Source organism: Bartonella sp. OT172YNZD (genome assembly GCF_042193725.1).
Taxonomy (GTDB): Bacteria; Pseudomonadota; Alphaproteobacteria; order Rhizobiales; family Rhizobiaceae; genus Bartonella; species Bartonella grahamii_A.
The window spans coordinates 34,144-53,028 of sequence record NZ_JBHILZ010000001.1; the positions used below are offsets into that span (position 1 = coordinate 34,144).

Below are 18,885 nucleotides of genomic sequence, written 5' to 3' on the forward strand. Positions count from 1 at the left end.
ACAATTGCCCCTAAACGCGAATAGGCATCAGTACATACAGCACATCCGCATCATCATTATCACGAATCAGAGCTGGTGCTCCAGCCTCAGCGAACATAAAAACCATCTCATCGCTTGAAAGCTGCCCAGCAATGTCCAAAAGATAACGTGAATTAAATCCTATCTCAAGCGGTTCAGATGCATAAGTTACTGATAATTGATCCTCTGCACTGCCCGAATCTGGGCTATTAACAACAAGCCTTAACTGTCCATGCTTAATCGTTAATTTAACTGCACGCCCCCGATCACTTGAAATCGTTGAAACACGATCAACTGCAGAAGAAAAGTCCTGCCTATTAACAATTAATTCTTTATCATTTCCAAGAGGGATAACACGTTGATAATCTGGAAATGTTCCATCAATTAATTTTGATGTAAAAATCACAGAACCTACAGAAAAACGAATCTTTGTCTCTGAAAGCTCTATACATACATCGCTACCATTTTCTTCTGAAAGAAGTTTTTGCAATTCTCCTACAGCTTTACGGGGCACAATAACACCAGGCATTCCCTCAACTCCTGGAGGAGCCTCCATCTCAACTTGTGCCAAACGATGACCATCAGTCGCAACCAAACGCAATTTCAAAACACCATCATTAATAATATGTAAATAAATACCATTAAGATAATAACGGGTTTCTTCAGTAGAAATAGCAAATTGCGTACAATCAAGTAAATGTTTTAAGCTTGATGCCGATAGCGAAAAACGATAACCAAACTGCCCAGGAAGCGACTCTGGAAAATCTGCCTTCGGAAGACACTGAAGCTGAAAATGTGCACAACCCGAAACAACGGACATTATACCTGCTTTATTCTCATCGACCGATAATATAACCTCATTGCTATCAGGAAGTTTTCGAATGATATCATAGAGCAAATGTGCCGGAGCAGTTGTTGCTCCCGCATGTTTAATATTAACTGCAAAAGATTCCGTAACTTCTAAATCAAGGTCTGTTGCTTTTAACTGCACACGACCATTTTCTGCATCAATTAGCACATTCGATAAAATAGGAACAGTATTACGGCGCTCTACCACACGGTGAACCCGACCAAGAGACTTGAGAAATTGACTGCGATCAACTGTAATACGCATAAAAGCCCTGTATGATTTACTAAAAACTATAAGAATTGCTCAGAATTAAAATAGATCCTCTTTAAAGAATCGCCTGCTAGAGTTTATTAAACCTCTCTTAAAATGGCAAGTCACTCCTGTATAAGAAAAAATAAATCTTTTCATTAAATTCTTTAAAGTTTCTGCGAAAAAAGAAACAATAAACACTATACAGCCTGTTCTCCAATCAACCGCTTAAGCAATTCAAGTTCCTTAGCCAAGATCTGATCACCACAAACCAAATCTTCAATTTTACGCACAGCGTGTAAAACTGTTGTATGATCACGACCACCAAAACGGCGCCCAATTTCTGGCAACGAGCGAGGAGTTAATATTTTTGCTAAATACATTGCAACTTGCCGCGGCTTCACCACCGTACGTGTTCGACGATTAGATAACAAGTCCTGTTTAGAAACATTATAATGGCGTGCTACCGTACGCTGAATCTCTTCAATCCGAATGCGCTTAGGTTCACCAGGACGTGTCAAGTGACCTAATAACTCATCAATCCGCTCTAAAGATAAATTAGACTCAAAAGATTGACGAAACAAGAGCTGATTAAATGCACCTTCAATATCACGCCCCGACCCTAAAACTGTTTTCGCAATATATTCCAAGATATCATCAGAAATTGATACCATACCATCATCTTGTTGTGCCATCTTCAACCGCTGGCGCAACATTTGCAAACGCATTTCATAATCTGGTGCTTCAATTTCAAGGGCTACCCCTCCCTGAAGACGAGAGCGAACGCGAAGATCAAGCGATTCTAATTCTGCTGGTGGACGATCTGCAGCGACAACAACTTGTTTTGCACTATCAAGCAACATATTAAGCAAATGGCAAAACTCATGTTGTATCGACTTACCCTGCAAAAACTGCATATCATCAATAATCAAAAGGTCGATATCACGAAGCTGTTCTTTAAAAGAAAGAGCATCATTATCACGAATAGCTGTTGCAAAACGCCACATAAAATATTCAGCAGTTAAATAAATAACACGCGCAGACGTTAAACGCTTCAATGCAGAAGAAGCAATCGCTTGAAGCAAATGTGTTTTTCCTAAACCAACAGATGCGTGAATAAAAAGAGGATTAAAACGCAAAGCACTTTTATGCCCCTCCGCAATTGAACGCGCAGCTGCTAAAGCAACACGATTAGAAGCCCCCTCAACAAAACTCTCAAAAGTATAGCGAGAATCAAGTGGAGACCCAAAAACTCCCGTTTGAGAACTCTTAACTGAATGCTCTGCACAACTTTCAACAAAAGATGAAGTCGCCTGCTCCTCTAGCACAACAGAAGGAACACTTCTTTTACAAACGACATCTCTTGAAACGCGTTCCATACCACGAACAATAACTTCAACACGAAGAATTGCTGAATTCTCCTGTTTCCACAAATGAGTCAAAAGAGAACCATAGTGATTATTAATCCATGAACGTAAAAAAGCAGTAGGAACAGAAAGCTTTACAAGAGTATGACTATATTCAGCAAGCTTCACACGTCCAAACCAACTCGTATAAGCCTCAACACCAACCTGCACCTTTAATTGCGCCATAACACGTATAAAAGCCGCCGCACTTTCCTCCTCTGAAACAATAGAATGCCCTATAGAAGCATTTCTACAAACATCCTCATCACTCTCCGTCATCCTATTCTTTATTATGTTCTCTGCCGACAGGATATTCACCGAAACCCTTTTAAAGGAACTAGCTTTAGAGTTCAATTTATCCACCATCTTCCATCCTGATAAAAATAACATTTTGTCATGCCAAACAGCTAAAATAAATCTAGCGAAGGCAAAACGCCCTACCCCAAATAAGATTACTCATCCTCCCCTAGGATAGCCTCATCACAACCCCACTAATAAAGATGACCAATAAGATTTACTTGTACTCAATGATATGATCTACCCTTCTAAAATGGTAAACATATCCATTAACAAAACTAAAAAACCCTCAAAAAACCTCTCCAGCACAAAAGCTTCGAAAAGCCTAAATCAAAACATCTTGTATTCAACAAAATATAGAATAATGTGCTGATGTGACCCCTTCATGCTTTTTAGTCTTCATAAGAACCATACAAAACAGCAGAGGTAAAATGCAAGAGGTCAAAATAAAATCAAAAACCCCGAAAAAAATGCTTATATCAATGAGTCCTGAAAAAAATATTGATTCAATTCATTTTTTTTCTTTAAATTTACCAATAATTAAAGAATCTCTTCAGATTAAAAAAAAAAAATAAAATGCTTGACAAAAAAGACTCTGTAAAAATCCACAAAGCTTGTGGATAACCATACTCCCCCCTATAAACTTTCTCTCCTTTTTCAAGATGAGAATCATTATCGATTCTTATTTTCAATAGAAACTTTTTGAAATAATAAACAAAAAGCCAGCATCCTCATGGATACTGGCTTTATTCTCAATAAAGGAGAAAAAGCTTAAACACTAAGAGCCTTCAAACGTTTAGCTAAACGCGATACTTTCCTCGCAGCAGCATTTTTATGAAAAACCCCTTTAGAAACCGCACGCATAATTTCAGGCTCAAAATTCTTAAATGCAATCTCCGCAGATGCCTTATCGCCACCCGCTAAAGCATCATCAAACTTACGTATAAAGGTACGAACGCGTGAACGGCGGGCCCTATTAACCTGTGCGCGCGCCGCAACCTTGCGTACCGCTTTTCGAGCAGAAGGTGTATTCGCCATAAATATAATCTCTCTTTCAACGCCTTGGTAAAATGAGTCTAAAAAAAACTCTACCAATACAAATAATCCAACCCAAGCAAAACTATAAAGCTGCCTATAACTGTGTGGCTTATAGCGCAATCCCGCAGCTAACGTCAATTAGATTTTCAAAGATAGTCATAAAAAAACGACGCCAAACTCTGTGATTTGCAACTTTATAGCTTAATAATAGATATTCCTCAACAAACAAAAGAATTTAAACGACTAACTTACGCAAGACATATTGCAAAATTCCCCCATGATGCAAATAATCTAGCTCATCTTCAGTATCAATACGGCATAATAACGGAACGGTTTTTATCGTACCATCAGAAAAAGTAATTATCGCTACTGTCTTTTGACGAGGTTTCAAGTTATGAATTCCTTCAATTGTCACCTTTTCATCTCCCTTTAAGCCTAAAGATTTCCAACTTATACCTTCCTCAAAGACAAAGGGAACAATGCCCATACCAACAAGATTAGAGCGATGAATCCTTTCAAAAGACTGCACAATCACTGCTTTTATACCAAGAAGATTTGTACCTTTGGCTGCCCAATCGCGGGATGATCCATTGCCATATTCAATACCAGCAAAAACAACGAGTGGAATACCTTCTTGTTTATACGCCATTGCTGCATCGTAAATGGCTTGTTCTACCGCTGACGGATAATGAACTGTATAACCTCCTTCTCGACCATTTTCCCCTAACATGAAATTACGAATGCGAATATTGGCAAAGGTCCCACGGACCATAACTTCATGATTCCCACGACGCGTTCCATACTGATTAAAATCAGCCACTTTAATACCATGATCCATTAAATATTTTCCGGCAGGAGAAGCTGCTTTAATAGAACCAGCAGGAGAAATATGATCTGTCGTGATTTTATCACCAAATAAACCTAAAATCCGTGCATCTTTAATATCTGGTAAGATATCAGGTGTTTTCTGCATATCATCGAAATAAGGTGGATTGCGTACATAGGTGGATTGCTCATCCCAAGAATAGGTAGAGCCCGTAGGAATCTGAACTTTTTGCCAATTTTCATCTCCCTTAAAAACATCTGCATACTTTTCGGCAAAAACCTTACGCGTGACATTTTTTTCGATAAACTCCTGTATTTCTTGAGAAGTTGGCCAAATATCTCTCAAGTAAATGGGTTGACCATTCGAATCTTCACCAAGAGGTTCCTTGGTTAAATCTTTACACACCGTCCCGATGAGCGCATGTGCAACAACTAACGGTGGTGAAGCTAAATAATTCGCTTGCACATCAGGGGAAACACGCCCTTCAAAATTACGATTTCCTGAAAGAACTGCAGATGCAATTATACCATTTTCATTAATCGTTTTGGAAATAGCTGGATGCAAAGGACCAGAATTCCCAATACATGTTGTGCACCCAAATCCTACTAAGTTAAATCCTAATGCATCTAAATCTTTTTGCAGACCCGAATTTTGAAGGTAAGCTTCAACAACTTGTGAACCAGGTGCAAGAGAAGTTTTTACCCATGGTTTACTCCTGAGACCTTTTGCTACAGCATTTCGTGCCAAAAGACCCGCCGCAATAAGAACACTTGGATTCGATGTATTCGTACACGACGTAATCGCAGCGATCACCACATCACCGTGACCAAGCGTATATTCTTCACCCTCGACCTGATAACGCTTATCTTGTCCAGAAGTCTTCTTATAGTCTTCGACCAATGCTTTCTCAAAACCCTGCCCAACATTTTCCAATGCAATACGTCCTTCAGGACGTTTAGGACCAGCCATAGAAGGGACAACAGTTCCCATATCTAATTCAATTGTATCACTAAAAATGGGATGAGCCGCCATTTCGTCATGCCACATCCCTTGTGCTTTGGTGTAAGCCTCTACTAAGGCAATCCGATTTTCATCACGCCCTGTCATATTGAGATAACGCACTGTCTCCTTGTCAACTGGAAAAAAACCACACGTTGCTCCATATTCAGGTGCCATATTTCCAATCGTTGCCCGATCAGCAAGCGTCATCTGCTCCAAACCAGGACCAAAAAACTCAACAAATTTACCGACAACACCCTTCCGGCGTAGCATTTGAGTCACCGTCAATACGAGATCGGTGGCTGTTACACCTTCTTTAAGTTTACCTGTTAGACGAAAACCAATCACTTCAGGTAACAACATAGAAACAGGTTGGCCTAACATTGCTGCTTCTGCTTCAATACCACCAACACCCCAACCTAAAACCCCTAAACCATTTACCATAGTCGTATGCGAGTCAGTTCCCACACAGGTGTCAGGATAAATCGTCTCACACCCCTCTTCATTCTTCATCCATACACATTGTGCTAAATATTCTAGGTTAACCTGATGACAAATCCCTGTTCCTGGAGGAACAACGCGAAAATTTTGAAAGGCTTGCTGCCCCCATTTAAGGAAACGATAGCGTTCACCATTGCGTTCATATTCATGCTCAACGTTTTCCTTAAAAGCCATAGAATTGCCAAAAGCATCAACAATAACTGAGTGATCAATGATGAGATCAACGGGAATGAGAGGATTGATTTTTTCAGCGTTACCGCCAAGTTTAACCATAGCATCACGCATTGCAGAAAGATCAACAACTGCTGGAACTCCTGTAAAATCCTGCATAAGAACACGTGCAGGACGGTAAGCAATTTCTGCCCCAGCACTCCCTTTGTCGTTTAACCACTTAGCAACATTGAGCATATCCTCTTTTTTAACTGTGCGACCATCTTCAAATCGCAATAAATTTTCGAGAATAACTTTCATCGAAAACGGTAAACGAGAAACACCTTCAAGTCCATTCTTCTCCGCTTCGATCAAGCTATAATAAGTATATTCTTTGCCACCAACATTTAATACTCTGCGACAATTAAAGCTATCAATTTGAGTCATGACTGTCCACTCTCATACTATAACCGCCCAATCTCCAGGAATGAACAACACAAACTACGAGTCAAGGTCGCAGCTTGAGCGCAGACGCAATTACCTCCGCTATCCATTTCCCCCTCCACCCTCTCATAGGCAAATGCGGAAATCAGCGCCAGAAACCATTCTACACCAGATATTGATGTAAAGTGTTCCTTATAGAACTATTTCTAGAACTATTCTAGGTACAATTGCATAAAAAATGTGTTTTTTATTCTATAATGCAATAAAGAATGACAATAAAAACAAAATAGGCAATCACATGGTGTTATCAGGCAAAGATTTAGCCGCTTACAGAAACGAGGAAATTCTGTTTAAAGGTCTTTCTTTTTGTTTATTTTCACAGCAACTTATGACAATCACCGGCCCTAATGGTATCGGAAAGTCTACATTACTCCGAATCATTGTCGGTCTTCTTGAAGCTGCTGAAGGTCATATAATACTTAAAGACCATGATCAAATATACCCTGTTACAACTGCGTGTCATTATCTTGGTCCTCAAAATGCTATGAAACCTCGCTTATCCGTCATGGACAATTTGCAATTTTGGGCAAATTTTTACGGTCAACATTTACGCGTTGTGCATGAAGCTCTTGCCGATATTGGTCTTTCTAACCTTGAACATTTACCCTTTAACGCTCTTTCAACGGGACAACAAAGACGCGTAGCTATTGCTCGCCTTTTGCTCTCCTATCGTCCTCTTTGGATTTTAGATGAACCAATATCTGGGCTTGATAACCATGCTCAAAAACTCCTTGCTCGTATTTTTCAGCGCCATCTCAATCAAGGTGGTATGATTATCGCTGCAACTCATAATTCCCTAGGTATCCCAGAAAACCATAAAATCGCTCTGGAAAAATTTTTACCTCTCTAGGAGAAAATCAAATGAAAGCACTGTTCTGGCGTGATCTTAAACTATTATTAGCACCACAAGCCTCTTCACTAACAGGACTATTGTTTTTTATCGCTGTTGTTGTCATAACCCCCTTTGCCATTGGACCAGATCCCAAAATTCTTGCACAAATAGGACCAGGTATATTGTGGTTTGGAGCTCTTCTTGCAGAAATCCTCAATCTGAACAAACTTTTTCAAATCGATCGCGATGATGGTAATCTCGACCAATTTATCCTTTCAGGAAAAAGACAAAGTTTTACACTAATTGTCTTTACCAAATGTCTTGCCCACTGGGTAGGAACAATGCTTCCTCTTATTTTTGCTACACCTATTTTAGCCCTCATGCTCCATTTAGATGTAACAATAACTTTTACAACAATACTTACCCTTTTATGCGGAACACCAGCTATTATTTTTATCGGCGCTATAGGCGCTGCACTCGCAACCTCATTGTTGCACAGTACTCTGCTTATTTTTATCATTATCTTGCCGTGGATCATTCCAATTATGATTTTTGGTGTTTCGGCTGCTACATCCCCAATAAATCCAAATATTTCTTTTCTCACGTCCTTGGCTCTTCTCAGCGCTTTTTCACTTCTTTTGAGTCTCTTTAGTTCTTTTGTTGCTGCAATAACGCTTAAACTTTTATCAGAATAATAAAAGATGATTGCCGCATAGCAAAACTCTGACTATTATGAATTTCATGAATGAACTATCTCGTATATATAAAATCAGGTCACGCCCTGCAAGTTTCAGCCTTTTCATGAAAATAAGCAGTATCATCTTACCTTGGTTGGCCGGCATAACATTGTGTTTCCTTATCTTAGGGCTTATTCTGGTGATGGATTCCCCTAATGACTATCAACAAGGCATTACTGTTAAGATTATGTACCTGCATGTACCCTTTGCGTGGTTGTCTACATTCTGTTATGTAACGATGAGTGCAGCGGCATTAGGAAATCTGATTTGGAAATATCATCTTGCTGATGTGGCACTTAAATGTGGGGCGCCTATTGGAGCAGTTTTTACCGCCTTGGCTCTCATGACAGGAGCACTTTGGGGACGACCTACATGGGGAACGTGGTGGGTCTGGGATGCACGGTTAACATCAGTTTTAATTCTGCTTTTTATCTATCTTTCTATTATCCTGCTTGGACGTGCTTTTGACAACCAAGTAAAAGCCGCTCGCGCTACTGCAATTCTTACACTTGTTGGATTTGTTAATATTCCTGTTATTAAATTTTCCGTTAATTGGTGGAATACATTGCATCAACCAGCATCATTGTTACGTGCTGCAGGATCAGCAATCGACAATGCTATGTTATGGCCCCTTATAACAATGCTATTTTGTTTCGTCTTTATGTTTATTGCGCTCTATTTGATGGCTATGCGAAATGAAATCAATAGTCATTATATCCGAATACTTCAGATTAAAAAATCCCGTCGTGCACAACAACAGGACTCTTCATCATGCTCGACCTAAATGGCATCCAGGGCGGACTTTTAGGAAATCTATCTCAGAAAATTGATTTTTTCCTTAGCACCCTTAAACACGAGCAAATTGTTGTTTTAAGCTATGTACTTTCTGCAATATCCCTCTTATGTCTTATTGGATATATTCTTTGCAAAGCCCTATACCAAAAAAAAATTCTCCAACAGCTAAACAAAAAAGAGCTATCACAAAAAGAAAAATATAATGAAAAACATCCCTCCAAAACTTAAAAAAAATATATCTTTGCCTGTTCTGCTTGTTTTTTTTGGACCATTTGTGCTTTTTTTTCTTCTCATGGTGCTTTTTTTCAATTTTATGGATAAAAAGCACCTTCAAGATTCTTCTCATCTCTCAAATGCATTGGCTGAAAAATCTGCTCCCAATATTCATCTTCCTCTCCTTGATAAAGAAAATTATCTCAATTCAAAACAGTTTAAAGGACGTGTCACATTGGTCAATTTTTGGAGCTCTTGGTGTTTACCCTGTCGCGAAGAGCATCCTATTCTTATGAAAATTGCACAAGATAAACGTTTTGATCTGATTGGTATTAATTATAAAGATAACAAAACAAACGCTCTGCGCTTTTTAAACAGTTTTGGTAATCCTTTTAAATTTATTGGCTTTGATGTTTCAGGATATACAGCCATTGATTGGGGAATATATGGCCCCCCAGAAACCTTTCTCTTGAATAAAGAGAGCATCATTATTGCCAAACATGTTGGTCCCTTAACATGGCAAATTTATCAAAAAAAAATTCTACCAAAAATTGAACAAGCGATCATGACAGAAGAAAAATAAAATATCAAAATATTGATTTATAAATAATAATTTACCATTTCTATCTATTAAATGAAAATACCGTATATTATGAAATTTTTTAAATTTTCTATATGTTGAATCAAAAAAAACATTTAAGATAAAGACTAAAAATACCTTTTATGAATTGTCTAAACGTGAAAATAATTGGCAATATTTTAAGTTGAAAAATATAATAATGCAGGTTTGTAAAAACATAACGTTTTATTATGCTATGTATGCTATTTTATTTATACGAACCCTCATTCTTCTTAGAAAAATTTGATAAGAGCATTACCATTGTTGATTCAAAAATATGTATAAAGAAATATCTGTAGAGAAAATCTCCAAAATATGGCAAAAATTTAAGTAGTTTTCATTTTTCTTTAGCGCTTAAATATCTGTTTTGGAACTTTATTTTTGATTATTTGAACAAAACAATATTGCTATAGAAACATCGTTAGATTAGTGAAAGCAACCAGCTATTATTTTCAAAATCATATAATGTTCTGTCTCCGCTTTTTTATCTGAAATGCACATTGTTATGAGGGGACTTCACCACTATTTTCATCTTTAAAAATAACAAATCCGTTCCTTTGCAGCGTCATTTTTATATTTATTCCCATTACACTTATCTGTTCGTAATAGACTCCATAAAGTCTATATTGAATCTATACATTCTTATTCTCTCGATAATTTCCCTTATGATTATAAGTAATAAGCTTTATTGAGTCTTAATAAGATAAATTCGAGTAAGAAAATATGACTACAATCAAAAAGTCTCTATTTAACAGAGAAGATAAGTTATGAGTGCATAATCAATTTATCAATGAACATTATAAAAGAATTCATTGTAAGAAATAAACTTTTGAGATGTAAAAAGTACAAAAGAAGCTTTTTCGAGAGGAGAAAATATATTTTACAGAGAACTCTTTTTTAAGCACTCTATGACGTAATTACTGATCTCAACAGAACGATCACTCGTATACATTAAAAAAACTCTAAGACAAGAAATATTCTGGACGTTCATATGAGCTTATGCGTAAACTTTTATGACGCAAATAAAATAAGCTTTTGTTGCAATCATCATTTTTTATGAAAAATTTTTGATTATGTTTTTTTTTCTAAAAATTCTTGAGATGTAAAACTATACGTTGTTGAGCAAAATTCACACGTGACTGAAATATATTTATTTTTAACCATTTTATTGCGTTCATCAATAGAAAAACCTTCTAGGATTCCTTTAATTTTTTCGTGTGAACAAGAACATTGATCGACAAGAGAAAAAGGATTAAAAACTCTAACACCTTGTTCATGAAAAAGACGAAACAAGAGCTGTTTACTACCGACTTGGGGATCTGTTAATTCTGAACTTTCAATCGTTGCCATGAGTATTTTAGCTTCCTGCCATTGGTTATCCAATTGGGTATGGGTTTTCGTTTCTTCTCCCTTTTGATGAGGGGCATCTATTTTATGATGAAACAATTCTTGGGGTAAAAGTTGGATCAAAATACCTCCAGCTCGCCAGCTTCTCTGCGGTTTTCCTTGTTGGTCACGATTAATTAATATAGCAACAGCCAAACGGATATCGGTAGGAATTTGTTCTGATTGATCAAAATAAATACGAGAAGCTTTTTGTAAATTTGATCCATCTAATGCAACTATCCCTTGATAGGGTTGCATATGGGGACCTTGATCAATTGTAAAAGCTAAAGTGCCTTTTCCTAAAAGTGTTTCTGAAGAGATTTGATTATTGTCTATGGCTTGTTTAAGCTGTTCTTTATCAAAACGAGCGTATCCACGTAAGCTGGAAGGAGGCGAAAAATCGCACACCAACATATTAACCGGTCCATCGGAATGAGTTTGTAAAATAAATTTTCCCGTAAGCTTTAGAGAAGTTCCAAGCAGAACAGTTAAAAGTAAAGCTTCTGCTAGAAGATAAGAAACCGGTTCAGGGTATTGATGTCTTGTGAGAATAGAATTTAAAGTTTCCCCAAGTTGTACGGCACGTCCACGGATATCAAGTTCTTCAACTTGAAAAGGAATAACAGTATCATCTTCATGCAAGAAGTTGTTGTTGAGAGAGGCTTCATCTTTAGCTTGTTCACTCATAGCTTTGCCTTTTTTATATAATTTGTTGTAGAGAGGCTATTGTGGAGATAAAAACGCATTTTGTAAACACTAAGAAAGAATTGCTTTTTGAGCATGAAGACGATTTTCAGCCTCATCGAAAACAACGGAGTACAGTCCATCAATCACAGAATCAACAACTTCTTCACTACGATGAGCAGGAAGACAATGCATAAAAAGAGTATCAGGTTTTGCTAATTTCATGAGAGCTTCATTGACTTGATAAAGCTGAAAATAGAATGACTGCAAGCACAAAATTCTTGTCCCATGGAGAACCCAATGTATCGGTCATAATATAATCAGCATCTTGAGCTGCTTTTGGGGGATTATGGGTTAGTGTAAGGTGCGCTCCTCGTTTACATGCCCAATGTATAAATTTCTCTTGTGGTTCACTGCCCTTTGAAGTGGCAATACGCAAATGAAAATAAAAAAGAGCTGCGGCTTCAATTAAGGAATGGAGCACATTATTACTGTCCCCCATCCACGCAAATATTTTGCTAGAAATTGGCCCCCGATGCTCTTCATAGGTTAATATATCTGCTAGAATTTGGCAAAGATGTGTATCATCTGTAAGGGCATTAATGACAGGAATTTGTGCATATTGTGCCAATTCGAGCATACGTTGATGTTTTGTTGTTCGTAATATCACGATATCCACAAAACGGGATAAAACACGAGCTATGTCAGCTATAGTTTCACTATGACCAAGCTGCATCTCTGAACCCGTGAGCATAATTGTATCTCCCCCAAGCTGGCGCATACTGATATCGAATGAAATGCGGGTTCGTGTAAATGGTTTTTCAAAAATCATCGCAAGTGTTTTACCCATAAAAGGTTTTGAACCTTTCCCTGCTTTAAAAGATGCTTTAAGGATTTTTGCATAATCGATCAGTGCGCGTGCTATTGCTGGCATTAAAATAGATAAATCCGTGAAATGACGAAGAGTATTTGTCATGTGTGTAATATTTGTCTTTCTTTTTTGACTTCCGAAAGACAAGCTATTGCTTTTTCAATACGATACAAACTTTCATCTATTTCTTCTTCCCTAATGATAAGAGGAGGCAATAAGCGCACAACGTTGTTGTTGGCAGCAACACTTAAGAGATATTCATTTTCTAAAGCATTAACGACAAGATTTGAAGACACAACACACTGAATACCCACCATTAGGCCCATCCCCTGAACTGCGCAGATAATATCAGGATAGATATTGAGAATGTGCAAAAGTCCACTTTTTAGTTTATTCCCCATGCACTGAACATGGTTGAGAAAATTTGGCTCTAACAAAATATCAAGAACACTATTGCCTACAGCCATTCCAAGAAGATTTCCTCCAAAGGTTGAACCATGGGTCCCAAGTGTCATGCTTTTTGCAACTTTATACGTTGCAAGGCAAGCACCTAATGGAAATCCTCCTCCTAATCCTTTTGCGAGGGTAAGAATATCAGGCGAGACATCACTCCATTCATAAGCAAAAAGCTTTCCTGTTCGTCCTATACCCGTTTGGACTTCATCCAAAATCAATAACAGACCATTATCATCGCATATTTTGCGCAAAAATCTTAAATATTCATGAGAGACCGTTCGTATTCCTCCTTCTCCTTGAATAGGTTCAATAAGAATAGCGGCGGTATTTTTATTAATAGCGTTACGCAAAGCGATTTCATCACAAAAAGGTACTTGAATAAATCCACCAGCTTTAGGTCCAAAGCCTTCAAGATATTTTTCATGCCCAGTCGCAGCAAGTGCTGCAAGTGTGCGTCCATGAAATGCCCCTTCAAAAGTAATTATTTCAATGCGTTCTGAATAACCAGCAGCATAGTAATAATGACGTGCTGTTTTGAATGCGCACTCCAATGCTTCAGTGCCTGAATTGCAGAAAAAAACCTTATCCGCAAAACTATTTGCACAAAGCCGCGTGGCAAGAGCTGCTTGTTCAGGAGAATGAAAAATATTAGAAACATGCCAAAGTTTTTCGGCTTGTATTTTAAGCGTATCAACCAATTTTGGATGTGAATACCCTAATGCATTAACAGCAATGCCAGATGTGAAATCAAGATAATGTTCTCCTTTATCGGAAATAAGCCATACACCATGCCCCTGTTCAAAATGCAAATTTCGTCGTGCGAAGCATTCATAAAGTGGTTGTATAGAGACGGCATCCATCATTATTTCCTTTATATTTTAACCTTTTCAATATATATATACAAAGCGACACTACAAATAAAACAACATGGTACATTTCGTTACGGTGCTTTCAACATTTCATTACGATTAATGGTTACACCTATTGAATAGATCATTACACCAATTGAAAAAAAGTCAATGAAGGTTCTACTAATAAACATTTTGGGAAAAAGCTCTAAACAAAAGTGACAGTTTGACCTATGGTTGATTTGCAAGTTGGGGAAAACATTCTAAATAAACTCTTCAAGACGTAAAGACTCTTGTCATAGAGTGAGTGCATATTATAATTTACAAGATAATAAGCAAGATGATGTGTGTTGATTTGTAAGTCCAGAGGTTGGATGATTTTCTCATGCTCGCTTAGAGTATAAAATTTTTCATTCAGCGTAATGAAAACATTATAAAATATTTGAAGATGCAAAGGCGGAGGGCATCTTAGTGACGTAATCGGAATGGAGTGCTGGTATGGGTTGGACATGTGAACGCGTTGAGCTTCTTAAAAATCTTTGGAGTGAAGGGTTAAGTGCAAGTCAAATTGCTGCTCAATTAGGTGGGGTCAGCAGAAATGCAGTCATCGGCAAAGTACATCGATTAAAGTTGCCAGGACGTGGTAAGACAGCACAAGGAAGCGCGCGTGCGCAAAAAACTCCCGTGGGAAGCAGCCCATCATCTCCACGTGTGCGTCGTAATACATCCACGGTATCGCCAATAAACACATCATCTGTAAGTATTGAAGAAACAGCTTTAAAGACAGAATTTGTAGCGGCAGATGTAAAAGAAGTTGATATGTCCACAAAATCCAATGTAGTTGTGCCTATATCACGTCAACTTAATCTTCTACAATTGAGTGAAAATACATGTAGATGGCCGGTTGGCGATCCATTATCAGCAGATTTTCATTTTTGTGGTGCAGATTCTGATGAAAATAGCCCCTATTGTGCCTTTCATGCTAAGCTAGCATTTCAACCAATATCTGAAAGACGTCGGATAAGAGTGTAATATCCTCAATTGAATCTCGTATTCTACGCCTTCTACGCTTCGTTATTAAATTTTAATTATCGAATTATTCTAAAAAAGAAATTGGATGGAACTTTTAATGAGTGAAAAAATTTCTTCATGAAACTATTCAACAAAATTGTATCTTTTGGTGCTATTGCGCAGCTATGTGTTGTAAAGTTATATTCCTATTTATTTTCAAGATTCTCTTTAATTTAGTTGTACTGCTTTTAACACTATCCATAGCAATATCTTTTGAATAATACAGTTTCTCAATTTCTCATGTTTTTATTCTTCGTGCATTTAATAGAGTAATGCTGTGGTTTATAAAAATAATTTATCGCTTTGCAACCTGAATGAGATCCATCAATATCTCTCTCATTTTAAGCCCTCTTATATTGAATCAATCAAAATCTTTCGTTTGAGCGTCACGAGCGAGATGAAAACTGTAGAGAGTAAAAACACTTAAAGAAAAGCATGCCTCTTATAAATGCTTTCAAGTGCCAAGGGCTTCAAGGGGTGTCGTAACATTGGGAGCTGGCAAAGTGTGTGATGATGCCAGCTTGCTCTTTTATTAAACATACAGATAGGGGTGCTTAATAGATTTATCGTTATACCCTTCACGGATGCTGTCCCAAAATAGGCTTGAGAGCATTGAGAGATGTTTCTTTAAAAAAAGCCCGTGAATATATACAATCCAATGGCGTTCTATTTTGCGTGAGGGATGTGCCTCCATTAAAGAACGCGATAAACAAAAGCATGAAGCAATATGTAGAATGTAAAATAATATATTTATAATTTTTTATAAAAAATTATAAATAAGGGAATATTGTATTCAAAGCTCTTACGCAATATAAGAAAACAATAAATTATAATTATAAATCCATATTAAACCTAGAACATCACTTTCCTTTTCCCGACACAAAACGGCGCAACCAAACATAAAGCGCACCTTCTCCGCCATGCTGACGCGCTGCTTGCTCAAACGCATGGACATAATATCGAAAAGCTGGTGTTGATAACCAATACGGAACAAATCTATACAAAGCTCCATCGCTCCCAACGGATCGTCCTTTTCCTGTAATCACAAGGACATAACGCAATCCTCTCTGCTGAGAAGATCGTAGAAATTTTTTTAAGAAAAAATAAGCTTCTTCTTGCATATAACCGTGGAGATCAAGACGCGCCTCAAGAGGATAACGTCCTTGGGAAATTTTACGATGTGCAACATGATCAAAGAAATGAATCTTTTGTGCTTGTGTAACTGCCCTCTTTTCTCTTTTAATAATTGTCGAGGATTGTTGATTTTCTTGAGACAATGAAGAGATTTGAGTTACAGGCTGTTTTTTATCACTAATATTTGCAATAGTTTCTGAAGTGGAAGAGAGCCTCTTACCGTGAAGCGGTGTTATCGTACGACAAACCATCTCCCATAAAAGACGATCTTGTGAAGCCAATAAATCGCTTTTTTGTCTCCATTTACTTGAGGACATTTTAATTTCTCATAAATCATTGAATGCTTATGGAAGAAAAATAAAAAGTATTTTAATTTTCATTTTCTGTAGCAAAAAGCTTCCAGTTGGGATCTGACGATAAACTATTGCGAACAAAAGTCCAAATATCCCTGATTTCTACAATAGCATCAGGATCACCATCTATACGCTCGCCCTGTTCATTATAAGTAACAGAAATCATCTCACTGACAATACGTATCGTTAAAAACTCATCCTTTTCTTGTATTGCCGCCGCAACAAATTCAATCTTATTAATTCCAACAAAAGTGAACTCTATTCTTTCTTTATTTTTTTCTCGTTGCTCAATAGCCGTACAAAAGCTCTCAAAAACATCCTGACAAAGCAAGCTTTTAAGTTGATTGCGATCACCTTTGGCAAAAGCTGTTACAATCATTTCATAAGCAATTTGTGCACCTTTTATAAAAAATTGAGGAGAAAAATGAGGATCAATTCTATGCAATTCCCGCAAATTTTTATTCAAAACACTCCCCTCCGGTGAAATTTTATCAATTTCACTAAAGTCGTCTTTTTGTGAATTTTTCTGATGAGGGAACGAAACAATATTATCAGCCGTTTCTGCTTCAACCTGTTTTTTAGAACGACGTGAATAAGGATCAAAGGGTGGCTTTTCAAACCCAATTCGTTTCCCTAATACATTACGGAGTTGCACAAAAATAACAACCATAACAACAAGAGCTATGACAAATATAACATCAAATTCCATGGGCGCTGTCAATCTCCCTTAAGTCTCTAATAAACATTGCAGTCAATACCATTTATCAATAAATATGTAAAATAAGGAATCCTACCATTCAAATATTTTTATAGATTTTATATTAAACGGAGTGCTCTTAAGAATTTCTCCCCTACTCATCCAGAAGGAAATTTTCATGTGATAAAACTTTATTCTATAAATCCTCGTTTTTTTGTTGTTATCTTTCTTTGCATTCTTTTAATCGAGATCGCTGGTTTTATCTTTGTTGGTCAAGAAATTGGTATTTTGGCAACTTTGAGTTTGGTTATTCTCACAACCATAGTTGGGGTTGTTTTATTGCGAATTCAAGGGTTTAGCCTTTTAAAAAACATACAAACTGAACTTATCCAAGGACGCACATTAGAGAATAATATTATTAATGATATTTTTATCATGTTTAGCGCAATTTTACTTATCCTTCCTGGCTTTGTAAGTGATCTCTTGGGAATATTACTTCTTATTAAACCAATTCGCTTTTTTGTTTGGTATTTCTTTACATCATTAAAAAACAAAATGAATCCCAATACTAAAAGAAAAGATGACTCTGAAAAAATAATTGATCTTAACGCAGAAGATTACACAATTTATGATACGACAGAATCTCCATGGCGCAAAAATGATGATAACCATTGAAATGCTTAAAAAGCTGTAACAAACTAAAAAAATATTCAAGATAAAGAACGCATTTCTTGAAACCTTTTGCAAGGCATGATAACCAATTCGGTCTTTAGATCTAAAATAAATATACATATTATAATGAGAGAGGTTCGTCGTATGGCCGAAGGTGAAATGAATAACAGTGGTGGAGAGCCCGTTTTTGCTGTATTAACTCAATATTTAAAAGATTTATCATTCGAAAACCCAAGTGCTCCTCGTTCATTGCGTGCACGTGAAAAATCACCACAAATTGATATCAATATTAACGTCAATGCTAACCCAATTGGTGATGACAATTATGATGTCGTTTTGTCTCTCTCCGTCAAAGCCGATGATGAAACTGAAACCTTATTTCATGTAGAACTGATTTACGGTGGTGTTTTCCACCTTAAAAACATTCCACAAGAACATGTTATGCCCTTGGTCTTTATTGAATGTCCCCGTCTTTTATTCCCATTTGCTCGCCAAATTATATCTGATGCTACTCAAAATGGTGGTTTTCCACCTTTATGGATTGATCCTATTGATTTTGCAGCCCTTTTCCAAAAGCGTCTCGCTGAAGAACAAAAAGACAATCAAATACAGCCCTCTTAAAGAATTTATTCTTTTGCTATCATAAAGCCCCTTGATATATTATTGGTATATTAGGGGC

General features: G+C 37.1%; 16 protein-coding genes and 1 pseudogene. 8 read left to right on the forward strand and 9 right to left on the reverse strand.

What is annotated here, in order from left to right:
• Nucleotides 1-10: 10 nt before the first annotated feature.
• The 4 genes from dnaN to acnA all read right to left on the reverse strand — a co-directional run bounded on the left by dnaN (nucleotide 11) and on the right by acnA (nucleotide 6,781).
• Nucleotides 11-1,132 carry a DNA polymerase III subunit beta gene (gene dnaN / locus ACFIJS_RS00150; RefSeq protein ID WP_375648692.1) on the reverse strand — a complete coding sequence of 374 codons (1,122 nt, stop codon included), beginning with the start codon at nucleotides 1,130-1,132 and terminating at the stop codon, nucleotides 11-13.
• A 185-nt stretch (nucleotides 1,133-1,317) separates the two neighbouring features.
• Complete coding sequence (dnaA, locus tag ACFIJS_RS00155) at nucleotides 1,318-2,889, reverse strand: chromosomal replication initiator protein DnaA (RefSeq protein ID WP_375648694.1); 1,572 nt, start codon at nucleotides 2,887-2,889, stop codon at nucleotides 1,318-1,320.
• Nucleotides 2,890-3,591: 702 nt separating this feature from the next.
• A complete protein-coding gene (rpsT, locus tag ACFIJS_RS00160) occupies nucleotides 3,592-3,858 on the reverse strand; it encodes a 30S ribosomal protein S20 (RefSeq protein ID WP_375648696.1) in 267 nt (88 codons plus the stop codon).
• A 235-nt stretch (nucleotides 3,859-4,093) separates the two neighbouring features.
• Entirely contained in the window at nucleotides 4,094-6,781 is a 2,688-nt protein-coding gene (gene acnA, locus ACFIJS_RS00165; protein WP_375648698.1) for an aconitate hydratase AcnA, read from the reverse strand.
• A 295-nt stretch (nucleotides 6,782-7,076) separates the two neighbouring features.
• Between acnA and ccmA the strand changes: the two genes are divergently transcribed.
• From ccmA to ACFIJS_RS00190, 5 genes are read left to right on the forward strand one after another with little or no spacing between them, the layout of a single operon-like run.
• The gene (gene ccmA / locus ACFIJS_RS00170) at nucleotides 7,077-7,688 is read left to right on the forward strand and encodes a heme ABC exporter ATP-binding protein CcmA (protein WP_375648700.1); all 612 of its coding nucleotides are present in this window, start codon (nucleotides 7,077-7,079) and stop codon (nucleotides 7,686-7,688) included.
• Nucleotides 7,689-7,699: 11 nt separating this feature from the next.
• Complete coding sequence (ccmB, locus tag ACFIJS_RS00175) at nucleotides 7,700-8,365, forward strand: heme exporter protein CcmB (protein WP_375648702.1); 666 nt, start codon at nucleotides 7,700-7,702, stop codon at nucleotides 8,363-8,365.
• Between the two features lie 46 nt (nucleotides 8,366-8,411).
• Complete coding sequence (locus ACFIJS_RS00180; protein ID WP_375648704.1) at nucleotides 8,412-9,191, forward strand: heme ABC transporter permease; 780 nt, start codon at nucleotides 8,412-8,414, stop codon at nucleotides 9,189-9,191.
• Nucleotides 9,179-9,430: a hypothetical protein gene (locus ACFIJS_RS00185; RefSeq protein ID WP_375635429.1), complete on the forward strand. Its 252-nt coding sequence runs from the start codon at nucleotides 9,179-9,181 to the stop codon at nucleotides 9,428-9,430. Before ACFIJS_RS00180 ends, ACFIJS_RS00185 begins: the two co-directional genes overlap by 13 nt.
• On the forward strand, nucleotides 9,405-9,998 hold the full coding sequence (locus ACFIJS_RS00190; protein ID WP_375648707.1) for a DsbE family thiol:disulfide interchange protein: 594 nt from the start codon (nucleotides 9,405-9,407) through the stop codon (nucleotides 9,996-9,998). The genes ACFIJS_RS00185 and ACFIJS_RS00190 overlap by 26 nt, the downstream gene beginning before the upstream one ends.
• Before the next feature lie 1,107 nt (nucleotides 9,999-11,105).
• Here the strand turns inward: ACFIJS_RS00190 and ACFIJS_RS00195 are convergent.
• The 3 genes and pseudogenes from ACFIJS_RS00195 to ACFIJS_RS00205 form a co-directional block, all read right to left on the reverse strand.
• Nucleotides 11,106-12,107 carry an Hsp33 family molecular chaperone gene (locus ACFIJS_RS00195; RefSeq protein ID WP_375648709.1) on the reverse strand — a complete coding sequence of 334 codons (1,002 nt, stop codon included), beginning with the start codon at nucleotides 12,105-12,107 and terminating at the stop codon, nucleotides 11,106-11,108.
• A 69-nt stretch (nucleotides 12,108-12,176) separates the two neighbouring features.
• A pseudogene (gene argF / locus ACFIJS_RS00200) lies at nucleotides 12,177-13,080 on the reverse strand (ornithine carbamoyltransferase).
• Complete coding sequence (locus tag ACFIJS_RS00205) at nucleotides 13,077-14,291, reverse strand: aspartate aminotransferase family protein (protein WP_375648964.1); 1,215 nt, start codon at nucleotides 14,289-14,291, stop codon at nucleotides 13,077-13,079. The pseudogene argF and the gene ACFIJS_RS00205 overlap by 4 nt, the downstream one beginning before the upstream one ends.
• Nucleotides 14,292-14,777: 486 nt before the next feature.
• On the opposite strand from ACFIJS_RS00205, the gene ACFIJS_RS00210 reads away from it, so the two are divergent.
• The gene (locus tag ACFIJS_RS00210) at nucleotides 14,778-15,311 is read left to right on the forward strand and encodes a GcrA family cell cycle regulator (RefSeq protein ID WP_375648711.1); all 534 of its coding nucleotides are present in this window, start codon (nucleotides 14,778-14,780) and stop codon (nucleotides 15,309-15,311) included.
• An 899-nt stretch (nucleotides 15,312-16,210) separates the two neighbouring features.
• On the opposite strand, the gene ACFIJS_RS00215 is transcribed toward ACFIJS_RS00210, so the two are convergent.
• Together ACFIJS_RS00215 and ACFIJS_RS00220 are read right to left on the reverse strand one after the other, a co-directional pair.
• On the reverse strand, nucleotides 16,211-16,801 hold the full coding sequence (locus ACFIJS_RS00215) for a Smr/MutS family protein (protein ID WP_375648713.1): 591 nt from the start codon (nucleotides 16,799-16,801) through the stop codon (nucleotides 16,211-16,213).
• A gap of 52 nt (nucleotides 16,802-16,853) precedes the next feature.
• The gene (locus tag ACFIJS_RS00220; RefSeq protein ID WP_375648715.1) at nucleotides 16,854-17,546 is read right to left on the reverse strand and encodes a Tim44/TimA family putative adaptor protein; all 693 of its coding nucleotides are present in this window, start codon (nucleotides 17,544-17,546) and stop codon (nucleotides 16,854-16,856) included.
• 168 nt (nucleotides 17,547-17,714) lie between these two features.
• Between ACFIJS_RS00220 and ACFIJS_RS00225 the strand changes: the two genes are divergently transcribed.
• On the forward strand, nucleotides 17,715-18,209 hold the full coding sequence (locus ACFIJS_RS00225; protein WP_375648717.1) for an FxsA family protein: 495 nt from the start codon (nucleotides 17,715-17,717) through the stop codon (nucleotides 18,207-18,209).
• Between the two features lie 141 nt (nucleotides 18,210-18,350).
• Nucleotides 18,351-18,827: a protein-export chaperone SecB gene (secB, locus tag ACFIJS_RS00230; RefSeq protein WP_375648719.1), complete on the forward strand. Its 477-nt coding sequence runs from the start codon at nucleotides 18,351-18,353 to the stop codon at nucleotides 18,825-18,827.
• Nucleotides 18,828-18,885 lie beyond the last annotated feature (58 nt).

What these genes read in the sequence shown, in the direction of transcription:
- dnaN (WP_375648692.1), bottom strand. Translation starts at nt 1,132, where the DNA reads ATGCGTATTACAGTTGATCGCAGTCAATTTCTCAAGTCTCTTGGTCGG.
- dnaA (WP_375648694.1), bottom strand. Translation starts at nt 2,889, where the DNA reads ATGGTGGATAAATTGAACTCTAAAGCTAGTTCCTTTAAAAGGGTTTCG.
- rpsT (WP_375648696.1), bottom strand. Translation starts at nt 3,858, where the DNA reads ATGGCGAATACACCTTCTGCTCGAAAAGCGGTACGCAAGGTTGCGGCG.
- acnA (WP_375648698.1), bottom strand. Translation starts at nt 6,781, where the DNA reads ATGACTCAAATTGATAGCTTTAATTGTCGCAGAGTATTAAATGTTGGT.
- ccmA (WP_375648700.1), top strand. Translation starts at nt 7,077, where the DNA reads ATGGTGTTATCAGGCAAAGATTTAGCCGCTTACAGAAACGAGGAAATT.
- ccmB (WP_375648702.1), top strand. Translation starts at nt 7,700, where the DNA reads ATGAAAGCACTGTTCTGGCGTGATCTTAAACTATTATTAGCACCACAA.
- ACFIJS_RS00180 (WP_375648704.1), top strand. Translation starts at nt 8,412, where the DNA reads ATGAATGAACTATCTCGTATATATAAAATCAGGTCACGCCCTGCAAGT.
- ACFIJS_RS00185 (WP_375635429.1), top strand. Translation starts at nt 9,179, where the DNA reads ATGCTCGACCTAAATGGCATCCAGGGCGGACTTTTAGGAAATCTATCT.
- ACFIJS_RS00190 (WP_375648707.1), top strand. Translation starts at nt 9,405, where the DNA reads ATGAAAAACATCCCTCCAAAACTTAAAAAAAATATATCTTTGCCTGTT.
- ACFIJS_RS00195 (WP_375648709.1), bottom strand. Translation starts at nt 12,107, where the DNA reads ATGAGTGAACAAGCTAAAGATGAAGCCTCTCTCAACAACAACTTCTTG.
- ACFIJS_RS00205 (WP_375648964.1), bottom strand. Translation starts at nt 14,291, where the DNA reads ATGGATGCCGTCTCTATACAACCACTTTATGAATGCTTCGCACGACGA.
- ACFIJS_RS00210 (WP_375648711.1), top strand. Translation starts at nt 14,778, where the DNA reads ATGGGTTGGACATGTGAACGCGTTGAGCTTCTTAAAAATCTTTGGAGT.
- ACFIJS_RS00215 (WP_375648713.1), bottom strand. Translation starts at nt 16,801, where the DNA reads ATGTCCTCAAGTAAATGGAGACAAAAAAGCGATTTATTGGCTTCACAA.
- ACFIJS_RS00220 (WP_375648715.1), bottom strand. Translation starts at nt 17,546, where the DNA reads ATGGAATTTGATGTTATATTTGTCATAGCTCTTGTTGTTATGGTTGTT.
- secB (WP_375648719.1), top strand. Translation starts at nt 18,351, where the DNA reads ATGGCCGAAGGTGAAATGAATAACAGTGGTGGAGAGCCCGTTTTTGCT.